Below are 21,145 nucleotides of genomic sequence, written 5' to 3' on the forward strand. Positions count from 1 at the left end.
AGTGACAATTCTCTATATTGCGCGACATTTCATGTCAATTATCTCTATGGCAGCAGATGCAATGCGAGCAATGGTGATGACAATGGGTGCAATTGATGCAATTCAGCCCCGGGAGCGCAATCCGCGGCCACCGGCCCGCTTCGGCATTGATTCACGAAGTGGCGCGGGAAACTTGTTGTCGCGGCTTTGGCAGCTTTATAGCAAACTGGCGTCCAAGAGGCGCAGCCGTCTGGCGCTCGACGAACTGAGCACGCATCTGCTCGACGATATCGGTGTGAGTGAAAAAGAGGCGCGGCGTGAGTCGGCCGTCCCTTTCTGGCGGTAGGTGTCCGGCGATTGCTTCCTCGCTGTCTCGTCACAGCGATGAGAGCGGCGCCGCGTCTGCGGCGCGGAAGAGTCCTTCCAGTCCAATGACTTGGTCTGGCTGGATTCCTGTGACAAGCACAGGAATGAGGGCCGGGGAGGTTTGGTCTCTACAACGTCCGATTGCGAATATGCGAGGGAATGGTCAACCTTTCACGCAATGAAGGGTTACGTCTACATTCTCGCATCGAAGCGAAACGGGACGCTGTACACGGGCGTAACCCGGGACCTGCCGCGCCGCCTCCTCGAGCACCAGAACGATCTGACGCCTGGGTTCACGTCCAGATACGGCGTGAAGACCTTGGTGTGGTTCGAGGAGTTCGACCTGCTGACTTCCGCCATCATGCGGGAGAAGACGATGAAGAAATGGCCGAGGAAGTGGAAGCTTAAGTTGATAGAAGAATTGAACCCGGAATGGGAAGATATCTCCCACTATCTTCACGGTTTATGGAACGCGCCGAGGGACCTTCTCCACCCTCATCGCTGTGCTCGTCACAGGGATGAGAGCCGCGCCGCGTCTGCGGCGCGGAAGAGTTCTTCCAGCCCAAGGACTTGGTCTGGCTGGATTCCTGTGACAAGCACAGGAATGAGGGTCCGGGGATGTGCGGCATCGCACGAAATTTCTAACATGCAGATACGAGGGAGGCGGGCACGGGTGTTACGGCAACCTTCGCTCCCCTATCCGCACGGCCTATGGGAAGTGCTTCGAGGGACCGCACCCCTTCCATCCTCATCCCTGTGCTCGTCACAGGGATCCAGCAGCGCCGCGTCTGCGGCGCGGAGGAGCCTTTCCAGCCCATGGATTGGCCGGACTCCTCCGCGAGAGCATCGCCTCGCGGAAGGGCGCGTTGCCGAAGATGGTCGGATCAGCTGCAGCCTTTGCCGCCGGCGGCCCAACGGCGCACGTCCGCGGCGATGCGCGTCCCTACGGGCTCGCTCATCAGCGGGCCGAACGCCTGCAGGCGGGCTGGTTGACCCTCGGCCTCGACCACGGCAAGCGGGCGCGATTCCGGTGATTTGCGCGGGACAATCAGGATGCGCGGGCGTCCGGAGAAGGAGTTGAGTTCGGGGGCGAGGCGATAGGCTTTGAACGCCGCATCGCCCGACTTGAACCAACAGCCATTCGCGCCGAGAGCGATGCGTTCCATGGTCGGCAGCGCGGCGGAACTCGCGGCCGGTGCTGCGGGACGCCCCGACTGGCAACCGGCGACAAGCGTCAGGCTGGCGGCAACGCAGGCGAGCGCAAGGGAACGTCCGTTAACAATGGATGACATAGGAGGTCTCACGGGAACTGGTGGCGAATGCCGCCTTCCAGCGGCGACCGGAGCAATTTCATAAGTACGAAGCGATTTTCCGCCCGTAGTGCTACATGACAAAACTTAAGCAGCAATTACGTCCAGCGCCGAGGCGAAGAGTCCTCGGCCGTCCGCGCCGCCATGGGCGAACTCGATCAGATTTTCCGGATGCGGCATCATGCCGAGCACATTGCCCTTCGCGTTCAGGACGCCGGCGATGTCGTTGACGGAGCCGTTCGGATTGGTGCCTTCGGCATAGCGGAACACGACCTGGCCGCTGCCTTCGATTGCCTTCAACGTTTCCGCATCGGCGAAATAGTTGCCGTCATGGTGGGCGACAGGGCTGCGGATTACCTGACCCTTGGCGTAGGCGCGGGTGAAAGCGGTGTCGGCGTTGACGACTTCCAGCTTCACCTCGCGGCAGACGAACTTCAGCGAGGCGTTGCGCATCAGCGCGCCGGGCAGGAGGCCCGCTTCGACGAGGATCTGGAAACCGTTGCAGACGCCGAGGACGCGCACGCCTTGCTCCGCCTTGGCCTTGATCGCCTGCATCACCGGCATGCGTGCAGCGATCGCGCCGCAGCGCAGATAGTCCCCATAGGAAAAGCCGCCGGGAATGACGATCAGATCCACATCCGGGATTTCGGTCTCGGTCTGCCAGACGGTGACAGGCGCCTTGCCGGAAATCTTCGTCAGCGCTGCGATCATGTCGCGGTCGCGATTGAGACCAGGAAGCTGAACGACGGCGGACTTCATGACGTACCTATCTTGCCTTTGCCCCCGGCATATAAGGATTTCCGGGGCTGTTTCAACGCAGTGCAATGGCCGCCCCCGCCGTCAGGCGAGGGAGATGCTGTAGTTTTCGATAACGGTGTTGGCGAGCAGCTTTTCGCACATGGCCTTGAGGTCGGCTTCAGCCTTGGCCTTGTCGGCGGTTTCGAGCTGCAGATCGAAGACCTTGCCCTGTCGCACCTGGCCGATGCCGTCAAAGCCGAGAGCGCCGAGAGCGCCTTCGATAGCCTTGCCCTGCGGGTCGAGAACACCGTTCTTCAGCGTCACGGTTACGCGTGCCTTGATCACTTTTGTTTATCCCCGAGATTACTTGACCAGCACCGGACCCGAACCGCGCGGCGGTTCGTTTTCATTGATGATGCCGAGGCGGCGGGCCACTTCCTGATAGGCTTCGACAAGTCCGCCCATATCGCGGCGGAACCGGTCCTTGTCCATCTTTTCCTTCGTCTCTATGTCCCAGAGACGGCAGCTGTCGGGGGAGATCTCGTCGGCCAGGACGATGCGCATCATGTCGCCCTCATAGAGGCGGCCGCATTCGACCTTGAAGTCGACCAGCTGGATGCCGACGCCGAGGAAGAGGCCGGAAAGGAAATCGTTGATGCGGATGGCGAGCGCCATGATGTCGTCGAGTTCCTGCGGGCTCGCCCAGCCGAAAGCCGTGATGTGCTCCTCGGAGACCATCGGGTCGTCGAGGGCGTCGGCCTTGTAATAGAATTCGATGATCGAGCGCGGCAGGACAGTGCCTTCCTCGATACCGAGGCGCTTGGCGAGAGAGCCGGCGGCAACATTGCGCACCACGATCTCCAGCGGGATGATCTCCACTTCCTTGATCAACTGCTCGCGCATGTTGAGGCGGCGGATGAAATGGGTCGGGATGCCGATCTTGTTCAGATGCGTGAAGATGTACTCGGAAATGCGGTTGTTGAGTACGCCCTTGCCGTCGATGACGTCATGTTTCTTCTTGTTGAAGGCGGTGGCGTCGTCCTTGAAGAACTGGATCAGCGTGCCCGGTTCCGGACCCTCGTAAAGGATCTTGGCCTTGCCCTCGTAGATACGGCGGCGACGATTCATGGATCTGTCTCTGTGGTTGTTGGCGCTCTTGGGAGGCGCATTGGGAATTTTCTCAGCGGGTCCATATCCGAAAAGAAGACAATTAACAATCGGCGTGTCTTTCCATCCCCGGATTAGATTAGGCTATCATGAAAGTCGCCGAAGGCGAAAAGGCGCATTGCACTTTCGAGAGCCTTTTGGTTTATGGCGATGGTGCTTCGGGCAGCATATTTTTCAGGGAGATCGATTGATGACGACGATGCAGGATCGCGAGAAGGCTTTCGAGGCGAAGTTCGCGTTGGACGAGGAATTGAGGTTCAAGGCCACCGCGCGCCGCAACAAACTGCTTGGCCTTTGGGCCGCCGGTCTTCTCGCCAAGTCCGACCCGGAAGCCTATGCGAGCGAGATCGTCGCCGCGGATTTCGAAGAGGCCGGGCACGAGGACGTCGTGCGCAAGATCAAGGCCGATTTCGACGCGGCTGGCGTTGCCATATCCGAGGACGACATTCGCGTCCGCATGATTGAATTGCTCTCGGAAGCGGTTGCACAGCTACAGAAAAACTAAACGACACCTGCATGCCGCCGCCCGGCAGAGACCGGGCGGCGTTTCTTTGAGCGGCGCCCCCGCTGTCATGCGAAGACGCGACCATCGAAGAGTTTTCGCGCGGTTCGTAGAAACGAGCATTCCTCCACGCTGCCGGCGTCGTCGAGCCGAAGCAGGATTTCCATGCGGCCGGTCGGGTGCTCGACGGCCAGGGTTTTTTCCTCGCCCTCCGGCAAGGTGGCGAGGGACGCTGCGGGACTGTTTGGCAGCAGGCACGCCGTGGCCACGCTGAGCGCGCCAAAGACGCCGATCGAAGCATGCACGCGGTGGGGAATGAGGCTGCGGGTCATGATGGCGCCGCCATTCACCGGAAGGGCGACCAAGGTCATCTTGGGGACCGACTTTTTCGTGACGTCACCTAAATTCATCAGCGGTCCTGCGGCGAGGCGGATGCGCTCGATATGCGCCTTGACAGAACTCGTTCGCCTCGAGCTCTTCGCGGCTCTCATATCCCGTCAGGCCGAAATCCGCCGCCCGCATGACCACGACCGGCATTCCGTTGTCGATCAGCGTGCAGGCAACACCCTCGATCTCGTTTGCGGCCGAGCCGGTGGGCAGCAATGCGCCGCAGCTTGAGCCGGCGGCGTCCGTGAAGGTCAGATAGACGGGTGCGGCGGAAGTCGGCACCCCGTCGATCGACGCGTCGCCCGTATAGACGGGTCGGCCTTTCGCGGTGCGGATGCGCGCGACAGCAGACTGGGACGTGTTCTCCATGTAGATGCGGATGGCGGTTTCGCCTTCCGCGGCTTCGACCAGCCCGCGCTCGACGGCAAAAGCGCCGACACCGGCAAGGATATTGCCGCAATTCTGGCTGTCGCTTACCAGTGCCTGATCGACGAAGACCTGGAGAAAGAGAAAATCTACGTCGAAACCGGGCCGAGCCGAGGCGCGGACTACGGCCACTTTGCTTGTCAGCGGATCGGCCCCTCCAATGCCGTCGATCTGACGCTGGTCGGGCGACCCCATGATGCGCAGCAGGAGCCGGTTGCGCTCCCCAGCGTCGGTCGGAAGATCGTCCGCGAGAAAATAGGCGCCTTTCGACGTGCCGCCTCTCATCATCATGCACGCAATGCCGTCTGGCGTCATGTGTTCACTCCTGTCAGGTCGTTTCAAGGAAGAGGAAGCGCGAGCAGCTTGCCGAATACCAGATAGGCGATCGCCCAGAAGCCGGCCCCGGTTGCTGCGGCTCGGACGAGCGGCTTCTCGCCCGGAAAGAGCAGCGTCGCCACGCCCGCGCCGATTCCGAGGCAAAGGGCCAGCCCGATCCAGTTCGCGCCGAGACACACGGCGACGAAGAGGGCCATCAGGCCGCTGACGCGCGCAATGTCGACCCTGCCGTGCGTTCCGCCGAGATCGACGCCCCTTAGGACCTGAACGAGATAGACAGCCGACACCGCCGTACCGAAGACAGCAACCTGAATGGGCAGCGAACCCGGCCCGACATCGCCTCGTGAATGTCCAGCCGGCAGCCCGAGGCTCAACAGCAGGAAGCCCGCATTCCAGCCGATGCACACAAGAGCCGCGACGAGGTTTTGCCAATAGTGCCCGTGAGGTGCCTCCCCGCCGTGCCCGGCGGAGAGATCATGTTCCGGAGCACCCGATGCGTGACCGCTCATTCGACGTATCCGTTGGCCTTGAGAAATTCGAGCTGGTTGGTGAGATCGCTCTGCGCCCGTTTGGTGAAATCCTCTTCCTTCCAGTCGGGGCTATCCTGGAACTGCTCGGTCTGGAACTTCTTCCAGTCCTCGGATGCAGTCACTTTGTCCACTGCAGCCTGGATGGCGCCGACGGCGTCGTCGGGTGTTCCCGCCTTTACCGCGATACCGCGCCAGACCGCCCCCTCGATGTCGTAGCCCTGCTCTTTGAACGTCGGTACGTCGGGCAGGAATGCGCTACGCTCGTCGGTCGAAACGCCAAGCAGCTTGATTTCGCCGCTTTTGACCTGCGCAAGGCCGGTCGATGGCGTCATCATGGCAGCATCGAGGTGCTTGCCGAGGAGGCCGAGCGTCACCTTGCCCGACGCGTCATGCGGGATCCAGCCGCTTTCGAAGCCGCCCTTCTTCATGAGCTGGTACAGCATGTACTGATGAAAGCCTCCGGGCGCATGGCCGCCGACTTTCAGGCCGTTCGGATTGTCCTTCATGTATCCGATGAAATCGTCGACGGTCTTGAATTGGCTGTCGGAAAGCACTGCAAGCGAAGACGGCTCCGACTGCATGGCCCGAAGCAGGCGGAAATCCTCGAGTTCGAAGGGAATGAGGCCTTGGGCGATGCCGAAGGTCAGTGTCCCGGTGAGGACGAGGATGTTGTAGCCGTCGGCCGGCTGCGTCATGATCTGCGAGACGCCGACGGCGCCGCTGCCGCCCGGCCTGTTGTCCACTTTCACCGTCCACCCTGCCTCCTTTTCCAGGAGCTCGGCGAGCTTGCGGCCGTAAGTGTCGAGCGCTCCCCGGCACCCGCCCAAACCACCAGCGTCACCGGCTTTTCCGGAAATTCCGCGGCGAGGGAGTTCGCCGGTGCTGCAAATCCCGACAGGACGAGGGCCAGCCCCACAGCCGCGCCTGCCATGCGCGCGCCGAACGTTCTTCTTGTAATACTCATGTCTTCTCCTCCAGTTGGATGCTTTCAACGGACAGTGCAGTCCGCCGTTTCTTCGGTCCGCGCACTGGCGCGGCGCGCCTGGATCCGTCGCCAAAGCGGCGTCAGCAGGCTGACGAGGCTCAGGATGAGGAAGATCAGGCTGATCGGATCGGTGACGAAGATCGTGTAGTCGCCTTGCGAGGACACGAGCGCGGTACGATAGTTCGACTCCACCAGATAGCCGAGTACCATAGCCAGAATGACGGGGGCGACCGGGAAGCGGAGCTTCTTCATGAGATAGCCGACGACTCCGAAGCCGAGCATCAGGTAGACGTCGAACATCAGGTTGCGGATGGCGAAGGCGCCGAGAACGGCAAAGGCCATGATGCCGACGGCGATCACGGCGTCGGGCAGCCGCATCACCCGGGCCATGAGCGGCAGGAAAAGAGAGCCCGCGGCATATTGCACCAGCGACGCGATGATTGTCCCGAAAAGGATCGCATAGACCAGCGACGGCGCTTCGTTGAAGAGCTGCGGACCGGGATGCAGTCCGTGCATAATGAGTGCGCCGACCATGATCGCGGTCGTCGGGGAACCGGGGACACCGAGCGCAAGGAGGGGCACGAGTGCGCCGCCGACCGTGGCGTTGTTGGCGGCTTCAGGTGCCGCGATGCCGTTTGCGGAGCCATTGCCGAACTCTTCGGGATGACGGTCGCGGGCGCGGGCATAATCGCGGGCGACCCAGCAGGCGATGTTGCCGCCGACACCGGGAAGAATTCCGAGCAGGGTGCCGATGACCGAACCGGAGAGCATGGAGCGCCAGGTTTCCTTCCACAGGGCCGCTGACATGAACACGTGGCCGACCTTGTCCTTGATGGACGGCGCAGACACCACGCGGCTCTCGACCATCGCGAGCGCTTCCGACACGGCGAAGAGGCCGATGAGTGCCGCCAGAAACGGTACGCCCTCATAGAGCTGGAAAAGTCCGAAGGTGAAGCGCGGCGTGCCGGCGATCGGATCTATGCCCACCGTCGCCAGCGCAAGACCGAAGGCGGCACAGGCAAGACCCTTCACCAGCGAACCACCGGACAGTGCCGCGACCGAGCTCAGGCCGAACACGCCGACGGCGAAGTACCCGGCCGGTCCGAACTTCAACGCCAGCGAGGCGAGCGGCATGGCCAGCAGCAGCAGCGCAAGCCCGCCGAGAACCCCGCCGACGGTGGAGGCAGTCAGCGAAATCGAGATCGCCTCATTCGCCTTGCCCTGTCGAGCCATGGAATAGCCGTCGATCGCGGTCGCCGCAGCGGCGGCCGTGCCCGGGGTCGACAGGAGGATCGCGCTGATAGAGCCGCCATATTCGGCTGAGGTATAGAGCGAGATCATCAGCAGCATGCTGAGCTCGGGGCCGAGATTGTAGGTGAACGGGATGAGCAGGCTCAATCCGATCGACGGACCAAGCCCGGGCAGGGCGCCGATGACGATCCCGAGCAGGGCCCCGGTGACGAGTACGGCAACGCCGGAAAGGCTGAAGATGACGCCGAGCGACTGTAAGATACCGTCCATCTCAACTGTCCTTCGCCAGGCGGCGTGCGAGCACCGGCACGAAACCGCGATAGCCGTCATTTACGGAGAGCCCCTGATCCTTCATCGCCGCATGAGCGGCAGCGATCGTCTCGCAGGCAGCGCGCGACATGGGGGCGTTCAGTCCGAGCGATTCGATCGTCTCGGCTGCTTCGGTCATCTCTGTCACGCGACGGGCGCCGTGCTCGAAGGTTCGGGACAGGTAATAGTCGGCCACATTCCGCCAGTCGAGGCCGGGAAAGGTCTCCTGGACCGAATCAAGAATGCGCTCGGTAACGCCGGCCCGCTCCGCCGAGGACAGAGCTTCGATCAGCAGGGCCTCGACACCTTTGATCATCACCGAACGGATCATCTTCAGCGACGAAGCCTGGCCCGGGGTATCGCCGACCGCTTCGAGGTTCATGCCGAGCGCGTTCAGGCGCCCCGCCACCTCGACGGCACGCTTGCCCGCGACGAGGATCGGAACCTTCTCGGCATAGGGTGGCACGCGCGCCATGACGGCGCCTTCCACGAAGCTGCCCTTCCCGGTAGCGATCGCGCCGGCTGCGAGGGCCTTGGTGTCCGGCCCGACGGAGTTGAGGTCGATGAAGACCGCCTCGCCGGAAAGATGCGGCGCCGCCGAGGCGGCGACGGCCTTCGTCGCGGCACCGACGACGAGCGACAGGACGACATCCGCGGAAGCAATGCCGGCCACGTCGTCGAGCGGTTCGACACCGAGTTCGGCCGCTCGTGCCCGCAGGGCGTCGGAAGCAGCCGGGTCGTTGAAGCGCAAATCGTAAGCGGCGAGCCGCGCGGCGTTCCGGCCGCCAAGCCCACCGGCGATGGACTGCGCAGCCTCGCCGAAGCCGATGAATGCAATCGTGGTCATTCGTCCTCCCTGTGGAAATGGCTCCTGCGCCATCTCCCGCTTCAATCGATGTATTTCAGTCCTTTGGCTGCGAGTGCGCCGCGCATGTCGTAGATGTCCAGTCCCAGTTCGCCGGCAGCCAGCCGCTCACGCGTCTTGCGCTCCTTCTCAAGCCTCGCGCGCGAGGCCGCGACGGCTTGTTCTGCCTGCGCTTTCGGCACGACCATGACCCCGTCGTCGTCGGCGATGACGACATCGCCGGGGGTCACGGTGGCGCCTGCACAGACGATCGGCACGTTGACCGAACCAAGCGTCGCCTTCACCGTTCCCTGTGCCGAGACGAACCGTGACCAGACGGGAAAGCCGATTTCCTCCAATTCGCTGACGTCCCGGACCCCGGCCTCGATGATCAGACCGCGCACGCCACGCACCATAAGGGAGGTTGCAAGCAATTCGCCGAAATAGCCGGCGTCGCACAGCGAGGTCGGTGCGACCACGAGAATGTCGCCTTCGCGGCACTGCTCGACCGCCACATGGATCATCCAGTTGTCGGCAGGCGGTATCGAGACCGTCACCGCCGTACCCGCCACGCGCGCCCCGCGCCAGATGGGGCGCATATAGGACTGCATCAGGCCGATGCGGCCCATCGCCTCGTGGACCGTCGCGACGCCGCACTCCGCCAGGGCATCGACAAGGCTCTGACCGGTCCGCTCGATATTCCGGTGAACGACGCTCATGCCAGCGCTCCATGTCCGAGTGTACCGGTGACATGCGGAAAGACGGCCTCGTAGGCCTCTCCATAGGTGATCTTGTAGTCGGAATTGCGCGAGGCCTGGACGCCTCGCTGGAGGGCGACACGGGTATAATATTCCCAGAGATGCTCTTGTCCCTCCATGCACTTGATCGCCGCCAGTTTCTTCTCCCAGACATCGGTGATGTCGAGCAGCAAGTTTGGCTTCCAATTGCATTGTTCCGGCTGGTGCGGCTCGAAGAGATAGACAGGCGGGGCGCCGAGTACGGACGTGCCGGGCTTGTGCCCATGCGCCTGGGCTATCACACGCGCATGCTGCGCAAAGTCGGTCGCCATCGGGTGATCGAAGTTATAAGGGTCCTGCCGCGAGTGCGTCAGCATGAACTCCGGGCGTATTTCGCGGTAGAGGTCCACCAGCCGATCGAAGGCTTCCGGCGTCACCTGCATGGGGTAGTCGCCGAGATCGTAGAACAGGATATCGCGAACGCCGAGCGCCTTCGCGGCGTTTTCCGCCTCGCGCCGACGGTCCGCCTTCACGGCCTCGAGAGTCATTCCCGACTTCTTCCAGAGCTTCGCCAACTCGCCGCGCTCGCCGAAGGACAGGCAAACGACTGTGACTGCATAACCCTGTCTTGCGTGGGCCGCGATCGCGCCGCCAGCCCTCCAGACGAAGTCGGCCGAATGAGCGCTGACGACGAGTCCGGTCTTTTGATGCATATCCATGCTCCTTCATTCTTCGGAGTGGACACTGGCATCCGACAGGGCCCGGGTGCTAATACGAAAGCCGAGCCGAGCTATAGTTTTTTTCGAATCTGTCTCTGGAGCACAGATGATCGCAATGGATATCAACATCCGGCATCTGCGGGTCTTCATGCAGGTCTGCGAGACGTGCAGCCTCAACCGCGCGGCCGCCGAGCTGCACATTTCACAACCCGCCGTCTCTGTGGCGCTCGCGGGGATCGAGCGCCGCTTCGGCGCGAAACTCCTGTCGCGCTATGCTGCCGGCAGTCAGCCGACGGCGGCCGGCGAGGTTCTCTTGACGCGGATACGCCGCATGGAGAACCAGATCGCATTGGCGCTGGCCGAGCTCTTCGGCATGAGTTCGCAGCGCGATCCGACGCTGGTCGCCAAATGTATCGCGCGAATAACCTTTCGGCAGATCGAGGCGCTGATCGCCCTTTCCGGCAACGGTTCCATCACCGAGGCGGCGCGCAGCGGCGGCGGCTCGCCGGCGGCGCTGCACCGGGCATTGCATGACCTGCAGACCAATATCGGCAGGACCATCCTCATGCGCAGCCCGGCCGGCGTTGCGCCGAATACACTAGGCCGCCGCCTCGCGATGCGCTGGCAGGTGGCCCTCACCGAACTGGAGCAGGCGCTGGATGAAATCCGCGAAATCGAAGGGCGCATGGAGGGGCGGATCAAGATTGCAAGTCTTCCGCTTGCGCGCACCCTGTTGATTGCGCGCGCCGTCAACCCCCTTATGGCGGAGCACCCGAATGCCCGGGTGGAAGTCATGGATGGCTCCTACGAGGCTCTGTCGCAGCAGTTGCGCACCGGCGCGAGCGACATTCTGATCGGAGCGCTGCGCTCGGGCAGCGACCTCGATGGGTTGCGGGCGGAGCCCCTTTTCGACGACCCCTACGCGGTGGTCGGACGATCCGGGCACCCGCTTCTCAACAGCAGCGGAAAGGGTGCATCGCTTGACCAGCTCGCCGCCCAGCAATGGGTCGCCCAGCGTCCCGGCACGCCTATACGCGCCGCCTTCGATGCGCTTTTTGCTGGTTTCGGGGACGCGCCAAGGGCGAGTATCGAGACGAGCTCGCTCGTTCTCACGCGTGCCATCATTCTGGAAAGCGACCGGCTGTCGATGCTCTCTCGCCGCCAGATCGCCATCGAGGAAAGAGAAAATCTCCTTGGCTGCATTCCGGTCGCCGATGAGGTGCGCAGCCGGCTCCGGACGCGCACGATCGGTGTCACCGTTCGGGAGAACTGGTTGCCGAGCAGGCTTCAGAAGACCTTTCTCGAATACCTGCGTGTGGCGGCAGCGGGTCTCCGCCAGGCGTGAGTTGCGGCGTCCAACGCTGACGTGTCCTACGCCCGCAGGCGGCTCAGGAACTGGGCGAAGACCATCGAACCTTCCGGCCAGGGGCCGTGGCCGGACTCCGTATTGATGTGGCCGGCGTCGCCGGCATCGACGAGCAGCGATCCCCAGGCGTTGGCGATGTCGCCGGCGTGCTCGTAGGAGCCGAAGGAATCGTTGCGGCTGGCCACCATGATCGACGGGAAGGGCAGGGGATCGCGCGGATAGGGGCCGAAGGTCATCAGGTGCTTCGGCCGGATATTCGGGTTGGCGACGTCCGGCGGCGCAACCAGGAATGCGCCGGCAATCTGCCGCGTGCAGTGAGGCAGTGCGTGGATCGCCGTGGCAACGCCGAGCGAATGCGCGACAATGACGACCGGCTTCTCTGCGGCATTGACCTCCTCGATCATGCGCGCCACCCAATCCTCCCGCACCGGCTTCGACCATTCTGCCTGCTCGACGCGGCGCGCGGTCGACAGTTTACGCTCCCATCGGGTCTGCCAATGGTTCGGGCCCGAGTTGGTGTAGCCGGGAACGATGAGGATATGTGTTTCGGAAACCTTCATGATCGTCGCGATTTGAAGTCGAAAAAGGCCGAAGTCAAGGCGGAGGCGACAGAGGCGGCATTTTCTGTATAATCACACTCACAGTCGCGGTTCGACAGCGGCCCATCTTTTAACACCACTGTCGCGGGTCCGTGGCTGCTCTGGTTCGTTGAGGAGTGTGAGCCATGACAACCTTCCATGTTCTGTCGGGGGCAGATCCGACCGTCGCGCATCCCGGCATACGAAAGATTGGCATTGCGGATGTGTTCGACGCGTTGCGTCTCGGGCTGGATGACTTCCGGGAAAAGCCGTCGCATTATGTTTTTCTGTGCCTCATATATCCAATCGCCGGCGTCGTGCTGATGACGTGGAGTGCGGGAGCGAACATGTTGCCGCTGCTCTATCCGCTCGCTTCCGGCTTTGCCCTCATCGGGCCTGTTGCCGCCATCGCCCTCTACGAGGTCAGCAGGCGTCGCGAACTCGGCATGGACGCGCGGTGGCCGCACGCAATGCGGCTGCATCGCCATCCGGCAATTCCCTCGATCCTCGCGGTTGCCGCTGTCCTCTTCGTCATCTTCGTCGTCTGGCTGCTGGTCGCCCAGGGTCTTTATCTAACCATCTTCGGTTCGACGCCTCCGGCTTCGATCTCGGAGTTCTGGACCAGTGTGACCACCACCGAGCAGGGGTGGAACCTGATCCTGGTCGGCAATCTTGTCGGCTTCGTCTTTGCCGTCGTCGTGCTGTCGATAAGCGTCGTCACCTTCCCGCTGCTCCTCGATCGCGACGTCGGTGCGCTGACGGCGATGGAAACATCGGTCAGAGCGACGCTCGCCAATCCGGTGCCGGTGGCCCTATGGGGCTTGATCATCGCCGCCGGACTGGTGATCGGCTCCATCCCGGTCTTCGTCGGCCTTGCCGTCATCATGCCGATCTTCGGCCACGCGACGTGGCATCTCTACCGCAAGCTGGTGGAACCGGCCGGTCCGGCGCGATAGGTCTCCCGCTCGAGCGGGGAGTTGGGAGCGACCGCCTCAACATCCCGCTCGGATCGCCACTGATCAGCGAAAGAACTTGTAATAGGATGAGATCTGGGCTGCCGTGTTCGAGGACAGGTTCAGCTTGATGCCGATCCTGTCGCCGCGGACCCAGCGCACCATGCCGGAGAGAAAGCCGAGCTCCTCGCTCCGGATCGTCACTTCCTGACCGGTCCGCGCGCCGATATCGAAGAACAGCCTGAAGCAGATGCCTTCGTCGGAAAGATCGACCACAATCCCGTTGGTCGAACCTGTCTTGCAAGTGACGGTCCCGGTTATCTTCGTCTTTTCGCGCGAAGAGGCGCGCTGAAGGCTGTCCTTGTAAACCATGGTTTTCTCGAAACCTGATTGCGACAGCTGCAAGCTTCACATGGAGCACCTAAAGGACCGCTAAAGACTTCGCCCGCATTTGAACGAAGGACGTCAAATGCGGGCCATGGAAAACGTGCGCCATTCCGGGATCAGCGGTTTCCGTTCTACCTAGACGGAACCGAAAACCCGCCGGAAGATCGTGTCGACGTGCTTGGTATGATAGCCGAGGTCGAATTTCTCCCGGATGTCCTCTTCGGAAAGAGCTGCACGGACTTCCGTGTCAGCGAGCAGTTCTTCGAGGAAGTCCTTGCCCTGTTCCCAGACCTTCATGGCATTGCGCTGTACGAGCCGGTAGGCATCCTCGCGCGAAACACCGGCCTGGGTGAGGGCGAGAAGAACACGCTGCGAGTGAACAAGTCCGCGGAACTTGTTCATATTCTTCAACATATTGTCCGGGTAGACGAGAAGCTTGTCGATGACGCCGGTCAGCCGGGCTAGCGCGAAATCGAGCGTGACCGTCGCATCCGGACCGATCATGCGCTCGACCGACGAATGCGAGATATCGCGTTCGTGCCACAGGGCGACGTTTTCCATGGCCGGAACGACGAAGGCGCGGACCATGCGGGAGAGTCCCGTCAGGTTCTCCGTGAGCACCGGATTGCGCTTGTGAGGCATGGCGGAAGAGCCCTTCTGGCCCGGCGAGAAATATTCCTCCGCCTCCAGAACCTCGGTGCGCTGCAAATGCCGGATCTCGGTTGCAAGACGCTCGATGGAGGAGGCGACGACGCCGAGCGTTGCGAAATACATCGCGTGGCGATCGCGCGGGATCACCTGAGTCGAGACGGGTTCAGCCTTGAGGCCGAGTGCTTCTGCCACATGTTCCTCGACGCGGGGATCGATATTGGCGAAGGTGCCGACCGCTCCGGAAATGGCGCAGGTCGCGATCTCTTCGCGTGCAGCGAGAAGGCGCTGCTTGCAGCGGTCGAACTCCGCATAGGCAAGCGCGAGCTTGACGCCGAAGGTCGTCGGCTCGGCGTGAATGCCGTGCGAACGGCCGATGGTCACCGTGTCCTTGTGCTCGAAGGCACGCCGTTTCAGCGCCTCGAGCAGCTTGTCGAGATCGGCGAGCAGGAGATCGGTCGCGCGAACGAGCTGAACGTTGAAGCAGGTGTCCAGCACGTCGGAAGAGGTCATGCCCTGATGGATGAAGCGGCTGTCGGGGCCGACGAATTCCGCAAGATGGGTGAGGAAGGCGATGACATCGTGCTTGGTGACGGCTTCGATCTCATCGATGCGGGCGACGTCGAAGGTTGCCGCGCCGCCCTTTTCCCATATGGTCTTTGCAGCTTCCTTGGGGATTACGCCGATTTCGGCCAAGGCGTCGCAGGCATGCGCCTCGATCTCGAACCAGATGCGGAACTTGGTTTCCGGCGACCAGATGGCCACCATTTCCGGCCGGGAGTAACGGGAGATCATGGGCTTCAAGCTTTCGTCGAGAGTGGAGGATGGCTGTGCCTCTATCAAAGATGGCGGTGAAGCTCAACGCCGTTGCCGCGCGTCCGATCGCGCGAGCAGCAAACTCGTTGCCACGAGCGCGACGGCACCGAGCGGCAGATAAAGGCGAACGCCGAGGACCAGAAACTGGTAGAAGGCGGCCAGCGACGTGAACGCGAACTGGAACATCCAGGTGGGAGTGCCGGTCGTCGCATGCCACTGCGCATAGAAAGCGCGGTAGTCGAGCGCGAACAGGAATGCCGTCGTTCCGATCGTGCCGGCGGTGAGACACAGGAAAAAGGCCGAAAAGCGTGTCTCGACCGGTCGGTTCTGCGACAGGCAACGGGCGGCAAATAGCGAGAGCGGCCATGCGATGAGGCCGCCCCATGCGTAAAGCGCGAGGATGCTTTTCAGGTGGAAGGTGGCGTCATTTTCCCGCCACCAAAGTGCAAGCCACGCCGAGAGCGCCATCGCGAAGCCCCAGCAGAGCGCGCCCAGGATCGCTTCCCGCAGGCTCGGAAGCGAATGCGCGAGACGGAAGCGCTTCGGCCGGTCCGGGGCTGCGACGAGCACCTTTGCCCGGACCGCGGCCTTCCCCTCCATCAACCGGGAATCCGCACCGGTACCGCGATCCAGCGGCCGTCGGTGGTGCCCTCGAAGCCGAGCAACTCGACCAGGATCATCACTGCATGGACCTCGGAGCCATCGGCCTTGACATGGGTCACGACGCCGCCGATGCGGTAGCTCGTCGGGCAACGCCGGCTCAGTGGGATCCGCTGATCGTCTTCGAGTATTTCCGCTGCGGGTTTTCCGGCCTTCTCGGTCATCGTCAGACGGAAGCCTTTGACCTCTTTCAGAAAGCCCTCGCAAATCCCTTCCGGTTCGAAGACCTTCTCTTCGAGCTTGAGCGTATAAACCTTGCGGAACGATGCGTCGGCGGGAAATGAGGAATAGGTCAGTGTGCGCGGCTCTGCATCGAGCTCGGTCACAGGATTATAGGCGGCGAGCACTCCCGGCGTGTGGTGGAGACGATAGGCATCGATGAGCGGCGCAGAGCGCCTGTGGGCTTCACCGCGCGCCGTGTGCAGATCGGCTCCGTCCTCTTCCGCAACGGCGCGCACGGGCGCGCCTGGCAGGAAGGCGTCGGTATTGGTGTCGAGAACGTAGATCGTCGAATAGGGAAAGCCGGAGCCGTCCTGGATACCGTATTCCTCAAAGGCGAAGACATCGCCATCCGATGAAAAGCCGATCGGTTGGAAGGCGGCATAGTCACCGGCCGCGGCACCGGACGCGGCAAGCATCGCCACCATGATGCCGGCAGTTGCTGCGCGCGCCTTCATCCGCGTGCCTTCTCCGCCTGTGTGCGGAGCAATTCGATGGCGCTTCGATACGCATCGACGGAATCGCCCTTGAAGATGGCGGAGCCGGCGACCAGCACATTGGCGCCCGCTTTCGCTGCGACGCCGGCCGTATCCGGCGCGATACCGCCATCCACCTCGATCTCGATCGGGCGACTGCCGATCATTGCCTTGATCCGCCGGATCTTCTCCTCCGTCGCGCCGATGAACTTCTGGCCGCCGAAGCCAGGATTGACCGTCATCACGAGAACGAGATCGACGGTGTCGAGGACATATTCGATGGCGCTTTCCGGCGTCGCCGGATTGATGGAGACGCCGGCTTTCTTTCCGAGCGACTTCACAGTCTGCAGTGAGCGGTGCAAATGCGGGCCTGCTTCGGCATGGACGGTTATGATGTCGCAACCGGCCTTCGCGAAGGCTTCGAGGAAGGGATCGGCCGGCGCGATCATCAGGTGGCAGTCGAAGGTGGCCCGGGTGTGCGGGCGCAGCGACTTGATGACGTCGGGCCCGAAGGTAATGTTCGGTACGAAATGTCCATCCATGACATCGAGATGGATCCAGTCTGCGCCGGCCTCGGCGACGTCGCGAACCTCCTGGCCGAGTTTGGAGAAGTCGGCCGCCAGGATCGACGGGGCAATGCGAATTGGGTGGGTCATCATCGGGCTCCGGCTCTTTCCCGCGCCATAGCATTCTCGGGCCTCCCGAACAACCGGCGCGAAGATCAGGAGCGTGAGGACCAGGCAGGTATCAGATCGTCTCCGGCATCTCGTGCATCGTAGACGCCGCGCGCGATCGCACGGGCCATCGTGGCGGCTGCCGCGGCGCTGAGATCGATGAAATCCTGAAGCAGTGGCGTCTTTCCGCTCGTGCCCGTCGACAGCGCGAAGACCAGATCGCCGTCCAGGGGCGTATGAGACGGCCACAGGGCACGCGAAAAGCCGTCATGGGCCGCAATCGCCAGACGCTTGGCCTCCGCCTTGGTGAGCAGCGCATCCGTGGCTATGACTGCGATGGTCGTGTTCGTCCCCGGCGCTAGCCGCTCCCGAAATTTGAAGCGCGGGGTAGCGGCGTCCTGCGGCCAGGGCGTGGGCTGGCCCAGCCCGCCGAACTCGTCGTCCATCTCGAAGGGTGCAGCCCAGAAATGAGGTGTGTCGCCGACGGTCGCGGAGCCGACGGCATTCACGGCCACGAGGGCGCCGACAGTGATCCCATTGGCCAGCACCGTCGACGCGGAGCCGAGACCGCCCTTGAAGGTCGCCGTAAGCGCGCCCGTGCCTGCGCCGGTGCTGCCGGTGCCGAAGTCCGCCGATACCGCTCGCGCCGCTTCGTAGCCGAGATCGCGATAGGGAGCGTAGCGTCCCCAATCCTTGTCGCCGCCATTTGCCAGATCGAAGAGGATCGCCGCGGGCACGATCGGCACACGATGCGGGCCGACGGCGAAACCGCGCCCCATCTCGCTCAGCGCCGCCTGAACGCCCGAGGCGGCATCGAGGCCGAAGGCCGAGCCACCGGAGAGCACGATCGCGTCGACCACCTGGACCGTATTGTGGGGCGCAAGCAGCTCGGTCTCGCGCGTACCGGGAGCGCCACCGAGAACCTGAACGGCGGCCGTCGCCGGCGGATCGCAAAGCACGGCCGTAACCCCGGATTTCAGCCTGACATCCTCAGCATTGCCGACCAGCAATCCTGGCACGTCCGTGATGAGATTTCTGGCCCCTTTCCGCATCATTCCATATTGTCCGTAACGGTTGCATCGACGAAACGCCCGTCCTGCCATCGCATCAGCCTGTAAGGGGTTTCGGCAAGCTCGTGCGCATTGTTGAACCCGATCGGCCCGAGCACCGTCGGATAGGGTCCTTTCGTCAGGGCATCGGCAAGCGAGCTGCCGTCTTTTGCCGCCTGGTCCTTTGCCTGCTCGAGGAGCGACACTGCGGCAAAGGCGGGCAGAACATATCCCTCGGGCTCGATCTCGGCGGCGCGCATGGCCTTTGCCACCGCCGCAGCCTCCGACGATCGTGCGGGGTCGGGTATCGTCATGGCAAGGACGCCGTTCTCGAGCGGCACGTCGAGATCGGCAGCGTTCAGCGTGTCGCCGCCAAAAAGGGTTATCGGGACGTTTTCCGCTTTCGCGTCACGCGCAATCACCGCCGTATCGTTGCGATCGCCTCCGGTGAAGACATGCGTTGCACCGCTCTTCGCCAGTCGCCGCACGAGGCTCACCTGCTGCTCCTGCGAGGGGCGGTAGGTGTCGGTGAAAACCGGCGTTATGCCGATCTCGGCCAACCCGTTGCGCACGCTTTCGACAAGCTCGCGGCTGTGGATCGTCCCGTCGTCGATCAGAGCGAGCGGCCTGCCTTTCCAGTTCGCGACGATGGCATCGGTGATCGCCGCCGCTTCAGCGTTGCCGCCCGGCGCCAGGCGATAGAACGGCCACTCCTTCTTGAGTGCGTCCTCCATGAGGATGTCGGAACGGACGCTGACGGTGATCGCTGGAATGCCGGCTTCGGCCAGGGCCGGGAGCGCGGCCTCAAGGCTCTCGGTGCACAGAAAGCCGATCGCCGCTTCAGCGCCGCTTGCGAGCAGGGCCTTCGTCAGGGCCTCGCCGCCGGCAGGATCGCAGGTTTCGTTGATCGGGATCACCTGGCTTCCGCGGTCGCCGGCCTGGAATGCTGCCCCGGCAGAAATCTGCCTGCCGAGGGAGGCGAAAGGCCCTTCCTCGGGAGCCACGACCGCGACCTTAACGCCGGCGGCGAAAGCAGGACCGGTCAGCGCAAGTGCAGCGACAAAGAGGCTGGTGGCGATTGATCTAGGCATGTCATTTCCCGCTATCGACCGCCATGTTTTAAGGATGTGGGCGCGCCCGTCAAAGGAAAAGATCGAGGTATAACGAGGCTTTGTCGCCGCATCGATTGCAAGCGCCGCTGATCCGCAAGATTCTCGCATCGCCGGGTTTCATATTTTCCGCGAGAGTCTATGTATGTGCGAGATATCGTTCCGGAGCGAGATGTGTTGGAGAAGACCCGGCTGGACCCGATAACCTACCGTGATGCGATGAGCCGCATGTCGTCGCATGTGCAGCTGATCACGGCGGCCGATGGCAAGGAGCGGCGTGGCGTCACGATCACCGCGTCCTGTTCGGTATCGGACGATCCGCCGACAGTGCTCGCTTGCCTCAACGCAGCCAACCGGCGCAACGACATCTTTTCGCGTGGCGGCAGTTTCGCGCTGAACCTGCTCGGCTCCCAGCATCACGCCCTGGCTCACGCCTTTTCTGGCCGCGACCAGCTCGACATGGAACGACGTTTTGCCCTCGGCCGGTGGACGCAGCGCACGACCGGTGCACCCATCCTCGTCGAGGCGATCGCTGCCTTCGACTGCCGCCTGATCGAAGTCAAGGAAGTGGCCACACATCTCATCCTTATCGGCGAGGTCGTGGATGTGCAGCTCGGCCCGAAGCAGCCACCGCTCATTTATGTGGACCGCGGATATCACACGCTATAGGTTTTCGTCCACGCGGGAGGAAGCATGGCGAGACAGGTGACAGGAAAGCTGCCTCAGTCCATCGACGAGACGAGGGCGATGCTGGAGGCGCAGGATTATCTCGCCGGAACCGCGCTTGCGACCGTTCTCTTCCTGGCCCTCAGGATGAAGCGCCCGCTATTCCTCGAAGGCGAGGCCGGCGTCGGCAAGACCGAGATCGCCAAGGTGCTGGCGCGCGCCCTCGACCGACCCCTTATCCGGCTTCAGTGCTACGAGGGACTGGACGTCGCCTCGGCCGTCTACGAATGGAACTATCCCGCCCAAATGCTGGAAATCCGCCTGTCGGAAGCGGCGGGCACCGTCGACCGCCAGAGAGTGGAAAGGGACATCTTTTCCGAGCGGTTCCTCATAAGACGGCCGGTGCTGCAGGCGATATCGACGACGGCCGGGCGGGCGCCGGTGTTCCTGATCGACGAGCTCGACCGCACCGACGAAGCTTTCGAGGCCTTTCTCCTGGAGGTGCTTTCCGATTTCCAGGTCACGATCCCCGAGCTCGGGACGATCAGGGCCGACGAGCCGCCGATCGTCATCATCACCACCAACCGGACGCGCGAAATCCACGACGCCTTGAAGAGGCGCTGTCTCTATCACTGGGTCGACTACCCCAGGGCGGCGCAGGAACTGGAGATCATCCGCCGCAAGGTCCCGGGCTGCAACGCGGCGCTTTCGCGCGAGATCGTTGCCTATGTTCAGAGGTTGAGGGCGCTCGACCTCTTCAAGAACCCCGGCGTCGCGGAAACGATCGACTGGGCCACGGCACTTACGGAGCTCGACGCGCTGGCTCTCGATCCCGAGACGGTGGCCGATACGCTCGGGACGCTTCTCAAATATCAGGACGACATAGCCCGGATCGAAGGTGCCGAAGGCCGCCGCCTGCTTGCCGAGGTAAAGGCCGAATTGCTGGCGCAGGGCTGAG

The 21,145-nt window shown here is 62.8% G+C and carries 23 protein-coding genes and 3 pseudogenes; 7 read left to right on the top strand and 19 right to left on the bottom strand.

The window, feature by feature from the left end; all coding sequences use genetic code 11:
• The first annotated feature begins 1 nt into the window (after window position 1).
• Entirely contained in the window at window positions 2–325 is a 324-nt protein-coding gene (locus N0Q91_RS08640) for a DUF1127 domain-containing protein (protein WP_275597854.1), read from the top strand.
• Between the two features lie 198 nt (window positions 326–523).
• A pseudogene (locus tag N0Q91_RS08645) lies at window positions 524–811 on the top strand (GIY-YIG nuclease family protein); the annotation flags it as partial.
• Window positions 812–1,229: 418 nt separating this feature from the next.
• Here the strand turns inward: N0Q91_RS08645 and N0Q91_RS08650 are convergent.
• From N0Q91_RS08650 to purC, 4 genes are all read right to left on the bottom strand, one after another.
• Window positions 1,230–1,637, bottom strand: coding sequence for a hypothetical protein (locus tag N0Q91_RS08650; protein WP_018095082.1), 408 nt, complete (start codon window positions 1,635–1,637; stop codon window positions 1,230–1,232).
• Between the two features lie 105 nt (window positions 1,638–1,742).
• Entirely contained in the window at window positions 1,743–2,414 is a 672-nt protein-coding gene (gene purQ / locus N0Q91_RS08655; RefSeq protein ID WP_275597855.1) for a phosphoribosylformylglycinamidine synthase subunit PurQ, read from the bottom strand.
• Between the two features lie 81 nt (window positions 2,415–2,495).
• Window positions 2,496–2,738, bottom strand: a complete 243-nt coding sequence (purS, locus tag N0Q91_RS08660; protein WP_003531405.1) for a phosphoribosylformylglycinamidine synthase subunit PurS — start codon at window positions 2,736–2,738, stop codon at window positions 2,496–2,498.
• Between the two features lie 18 nt (window positions 2,739–2,756).
• Window positions 2,757–3,521: a phosphoribosylaminoimidazolesuccinocarboxamide synthase gene (gene purC, locus N0Q91_RS08665; RefSeq protein ID WP_003531407.1), complete on the bottom strand. Its 765-nt coding sequence runs from the start codon at window positions 3,519–3,521 to the stop codon at window positions 2,757–2,759.
• Window positions 3,522–3,750: 229 nt separating this feature from the next.
• Between purC and N0Q91_RS08670 the strand changes: the two genes are divergently transcribed.
• Window positions 3,751–4,065 (top strand): DUF1476 domain-containing protein, encoded by a 315-nt coding sequence (locus tag N0Q91_RS08670; RefSeq protein ID WP_018095079.1) that lies wholly within the window; start codon window positions 3,751–3,753, stop codon window positions 4,063–4,065.
• Between the two features lie 65 nt (window positions 4,066–4,130).
• Here N0Q91_RS08670 and N0Q91_RS08675 read toward each other — a convergent pair.
• From N0Q91_RS08675 to N0Q91_RS08705, 7 genes and pseudogenes are all read right to left on the bottom strand, one after another.
• Window positions 4,131–5,190, bottom strand: a pseudogene (locus tag N0Q91_RS08675) (4-oxalomesaconate tautomerase).
• A 23-nt stretch (window positions 5,191–5,213) separates the two neighbouring features.
• Window positions 5,214–5,720, bottom strand: coding sequence for a tripartite tricarboxylate transporter TctB family protein (locus N0Q91_RS08680; protein WP_127710039.1), 507 nt, complete (start codon window positions 5,718–5,720; stop codon window positions 5,214–5,216).
• Window positions 5,717–6,705 (bottom strand): annotated as a pseudogene (locus N0Q91_RS08685) (tripartite tricarboxylate transporter substrate binding protein). The gene N0Q91_RS08680 and the pseudogene N0Q91_RS08685 overlap by 4 nt, the downstream one beginning before the upstream one ends.
• A 24-nt stretch (window positions 6,706–6,729) precedes the next feature.
• Window positions 6,730–8,247 (bottom strand): tripartite tricarboxylate transporter permease, encoded by a 1,518-nt coding sequence (locus tag N0Q91_RS08690; RefSeq protein ID WP_100673149.1) that lies wholly within the window; start codon window positions 8,245–8,247, stop codon window positions 6,730–6,732.
• Window position 8,248: 1 nt separating this feature from the next.
• Complete coding sequence (locus N0Q91_RS08695) at window positions 8,249–9,133, bottom strand: NAD(P)-dependent oxidoreductase (protein WP_275597858.1); 885 nt, start codon at window positions 9,131–9,133, stop codon at window positions 8,249–8,251.
• Between the two features lie 41 nt (window positions 9,134–9,174).
• Window positions 9,175–9,849, bottom strand: a complete 675-nt coding sequence (locus N0Q91_RS08700) for a 4-carboxy-4-hydroxy-2-oxoadipate aldolase/oxaloacetate decarboxylase (RefSeq protein ID WP_275597859.1) — start codon at window positions 9,847–9,849, stop codon at window positions 9,175–9,177.
• Window positions 9,846–10,580, bottom strand: coding sequence for a PIG-L deacetylase family protein (locus N0Q91_RS08705; RefSeq protein WP_275597860.1), 735 nt, complete (start codon window positions 10,578–10,580; stop codon window positions 9,846–9,848). Before N0Q91_RS08705 ends, N0Q91_RS08700 begins: the two co-directional genes overlap by 4 nt.
• Before the next feature lie 112 nt (window positions 10,581–10,692).
• Here N0Q91_RS08705 and N0Q91_RS08710 point away from each other — a divergent pair, with 112 nt between their 5' ends.
• Window positions 10,693–11,931: a LysR substrate-binding domain-containing protein gene (locus N0Q91_RS08710; RefSeq protein ID WP_275597861.1), complete on the top strand. Its 1,239-nt coding sequence runs from the start codon at window positions 10,693–10,695 to the stop codon at window positions 11,929–11,931.
• 26 nt (window positions 11,932–11,957) lie between these two features.
• On the opposite strand, the gene N0Q91_RS08715 is transcribed toward N0Q91_RS08710, so the two are convergent.
• A complete protein-coding gene (locus tag N0Q91_RS08715; RefSeq protein ID WP_100673153.1) occupies window positions 11,958–12,512 on the bottom strand; it encodes an RBBP9/YdeN family alpha/beta hydrolase in 555 nt (184 codons plus the stop codon).
• 164 nt (window positions 12,513–12,676) lie between these two features.
• On the opposite strand from N0Q91_RS08715, the gene N0Q91_RS08720 reads away from it, so the two are divergent.
• On the top strand, window positions 12,677–13,486 hold the full coding sequence (locus N0Q91_RS08720) for a DUF2189 domain-containing protein (RefSeq protein WP_100673154.1): 810 nt from the start codon (window positions 12,677–12,679) through the stop codon (window positions 13,484–13,486).
• A gap of 63 nt (window positions 13,487–13,549) precedes the next feature.
• Here the strand turns inward: N0Q91_RS08720 and N0Q91_RS08725 are convergent, their stop codons facing one another.
• The 7 genes from N0Q91_RS08725 to N0Q91_RS08755 form a co-directional block, all read right to left on the bottom strand.
• Window positions 13,550–13,855 (bottom strand): PilZ domain-containing protein, encoded by a 306-nt coding sequence (locus N0Q91_RS08725; RefSeq protein WP_100673155.1) that lies wholly within the window; start codon window positions 13,853–13,855, stop codon window positions 13,550–13,552.
• A 150-nt stretch (window positions 13,856–14,005) separates the two neighbouring features.
• Complete coding sequence (purB, locus tag N0Q91_RS08730) at window positions 14,006–15,313, bottom strand: adenylosuccinate lyase (RefSeq protein WP_018095067.1); 1,308 nt, start codon at window positions 15,311–15,313, stop codon at window positions 14,006–14,008.
• Window positions 15,314–15,376: 63 nt separating this feature from the next.
• Complete coding sequence (locus N0Q91_RS08735) at window positions 15,377–15,934, bottom strand: hypothetical protein (RefSeq protein ID WP_275597862.1); 558 nt, start codon at window positions 15,932–15,934, stop codon at window positions 15,377–15,379.
• Window positions 15,934–16,671, bottom strand: coding sequence for a DUF2259 domain-containing protein (locus tag N0Q91_RS08740; RefSeq protein WP_275597863.1), 738 nt, complete (start codon window positions 16,669–16,671; stop codon window positions 15,934–15,936). Before N0Q91_RS08740 ends, N0Q91_RS08735 begins: the two co-directional genes overlap by 1 nt.
• Window positions 16,668–17,348, bottom strand: a complete 681-nt coding sequence (rpe, locus tag N0Q91_RS08745; RefSeq protein WP_275597864.1) for a ribulose-phosphate 3-epimerase — start codon at window positions 17,346–17,348, stop codon at window positions 16,668–16,670. Before rpe ends, N0Q91_RS08740 begins: the two co-directional genes overlap by 4 nt.
• 62 nt (window positions 17,349–17,410) lie before the next feature.
• The gene (locus N0Q91_RS08750) at window positions 17,411–18,418 is read right to left on the bottom strand and encodes a P1 family peptidase (RefSeq protein ID WP_275597865.1); all 1,008 of its coding nucleotides are present in this window, start codon (window positions 18,416–18,418) and stop codon (window positions 17,411–17,413) included.
• Window positions 18,415–19,503 (bottom strand): branched-chain amino acid ABC transporter substrate-binding protein, encoded by a 1,089-nt coding sequence (locus N0Q91_RS08755; RefSeq protein ID WP_100673243.1) that lies wholly within the window; start codon window positions 19,501–19,503, stop codon window positions 18,415–18,417. The genes N0Q91_RS08750 and N0Q91_RS08755 overlap by 4 nt, the downstream gene beginning before the upstream one ends.
• A 159-nt stretch (window positions 19,504–19,662) precedes the next feature.
• Here N0Q91_RS08755 and N0Q91_RS08760 point away from each other — a divergent pair, with 159 nt between their 5' ends.
• Together N0Q91_RS08760 and N0Q91_RS08765 are read left to right on the top strand one after the other, a co-directional pair.
• Window positions 19,663–20,190 carry a flavin reductase family protein gene (locus tag N0Q91_RS08760; protein WP_018095061.1) on the top strand — a complete coding sequence of 176 codons (528 nt, stop codon included), beginning with the start codon at window positions 19,663–19,665 and terminating at the stop codon, window positions 20,188–20,190.
• A 24-nt stretch (window positions 20,191–20,214) separates the two neighbouring features.
• Entirely contained in the window at window positions 20,215–21,144 is a 930-nt protein-coding gene (locus N0Q91_RS08765) for an AAA family ATPase (protein ID WP_100673160.1), read from the top strand.
• Window position 21,145 lies beyond the last annotated feature (1 nt).

The sequence above is a fragment of the Sinorhizobium prairiense genome (assembly GCF_029201645.2).
Taxonomy (GTDB): Bacteria; Pseudomonadota; Alphaproteobacteria; order Rhizobiales; family Rhizobiaceae; genus Sinorhizobium; species Sinorhizobium meliloti_A.